Genomic DNA, 1,856 nt, shown 5'->3' with positions numbered 1-1,856 from the left:
ACTACCTACACCTAACACCGTGTATAAAAAATTGCTATATTAGTGCTTTACCAAAAGTAGTTGCATTTTTGTAAACAACAATTTTCCTACGGAAAATAGCCGTTCACTTTAAACGCAACTTTCCATAACACAACAACGTTGTAGCACATTAAATAAAAATGACAGAAAACAAAAAAATATACAATCTTGCTAAATTTTTAGATGATTATCTACTCGAAGTCTGCCTTTTAGTTCTTAATGGATTTGGTTACACATTTATAGGAATTCTATTTGAATTAAATAAAAAGGTACTGTGGAGTTCTATTCATTCACAAACAATAGGATGGATATTATTGATAATAGTTTTTGTCTTAAATATAATACTCGGAGTTAAATTAATATCAAAGAAAAAAGGAAAGAATGATTTGATTCAAAAATGTCAAAAGTTAAGTGAAAAAGTCCAAGACTTAGAAAACACAATTGATGATTTGCACAGAAATAATCTTGAAATTTTTAATGAACAGTTAGCTTCTTTATTTTATAAATTAAATTTATCAGAAAATGAACGAATTAGTTTTTATAAATATCAAAACGATAAATTCCATACAGTTGGAAGATATTCTTCTAATTATAAATTAAATGAAAAAGGCAGAAAGTATTATAATAGTAATGAAGGATTTATTTCAATTGCATTTCAAAAAGGACATTTTCATTTGAACGAAGGAGTTCCAGAATTTGTTAATGGAAAAAGACAGGAATATTATAATATCATTCGTTCAAAATGCGAAATACCTATTGAAACTTTGAAAAATATTAAAACAAAAAGTAGAAGTTTCTATCTCTATGCTTTTAAGGATAGAAAAGGATTACAAAGAAATTCTATTATCGTGTTTGAAAGTCTAGATACTGGAAAATTTGATAATATCGAGTTAATAGACTCTATACTTAAAAGTGAAAAGCCTAAGTTCTTATCCTTTATAGAAAGGATAGAATCTGATTTGCCTGATATAAAAAATGCTAACGAAATAGGGTTTTAATATGGAAAACACAATAGAAGTACTCAAATATTTGTTCAAAAAATATCCAAATCCATCTGAACTTTCAAAAGCACGTGTTGTGAAAATGATTTATTTAGCAGACTGGAAGTCAGCTATTACGCAAGACAAACAATTAACAAATATTAAATGGATATATAATCATTATGGGCCTTATGTGGATGATATAATTAATCTCTTAAAACAAGATGATGACTTTGAAATAAAATCTGATTTAAATTATTATAATAAACCTAGAGAGATAATTATCTTAAAAGGCAAAGTAAATGTTAAATTAAATAAATCAACAACAGAGATTCTTGATTTTGTAATTGACAAAACAAGTCGTTTAAATTGGGATGATTTTATTAAACTTGTCTATTCGACCTATCCAATTATACAAGAAAAAAAGTTGAATCAATTAGACCTTTTAAAACTAGCAAAAGAATATAAAAACGTGCTACAACAAGGTATATAATTTATTGCTGGCTTCTTGCCTACTTACGAAAGTCCTCGCGGACTTTCGTGGTCGGTAATTATTTACTAAATTAGTTGCTTAAACCACGCAACAAACCATATACATAAACGTTGTAAAAAACTTGCTGAAAGTATAATTTAAGAACAAAAGTCATTTTAAAATACATTTGGCTTTAAAAGTCTGAAAAGTAAAAGGCGGAAAAAACGTTTGAGAAAATCGGTTTTGAAACACTCTCTCGCGAATCAAAATTTTGAAAGGTTTTTATTGGTTTTGGGAATTTTAAGAATGTAAAAAAGTTGTTTAAGCTCTGAGTTTTAAAACGCTAAAAAAAAGGAAAAGTTTGCGGAATTTAACCTGTTTGAAAA

General features: G+C 27.2%; 2 protein-coding genes. Both read left to right on the top strand.

The annotated features are described in order from the left end of the window. Window positions 1-158 precede the first annotated feature (158 nt). Window positions 159-1,016: a hypothetical protein gene (locus GQS57_RS18190; protein WP_165734396.1), complete on the top strand. Its 858-nt coding sequence runs from the start codon at window positions 159-161 to the stop codon at window positions 1,014-1,016. 1 nt (window position 1,017) lies between these two features. Continuing rightward, complete coding sequence (locus GQS57_RS18185) at window positions 1,018-1,491, top strand: Panacea domain-containing protein (protein ID WP_165734395.1); 474 nt, start codon at window positions 1,018-1,020, stop codon at window positions 1,489-1,491. Window positions 1,492-1,856 lie beyond the last annotated feature (365 nt).

The organism is Polaribacter sp. 20A6 (assembly GCF_011378915.1).
GTDB lineage: Bacteria > Bacteroidota > Bacteroidia > Flavobacteriales > Flavobacteriaceae > Polaribacter > Polaribacter sejongensis.
This window is presented reverse-complemented; position numbering and strand designations above follow the sequence as displayed.

Excerpts from the sequence above, each read along its gene's own strand:
- GQS57_RS18190 (WP_165734396.1), top strand. The coding sequence starts at position 159 with ATGACAGAAAACAAAAAAATATACAATCTTGCTAAATTTTTAGATGAT.
- GQS57_RS18185 (WP_165734395.1), top strand. The coding sequence starts at position 1,018 with ATGGAAAACACAATAGAAGTACTCAAATATTTGTTCAAAAAATATCCA.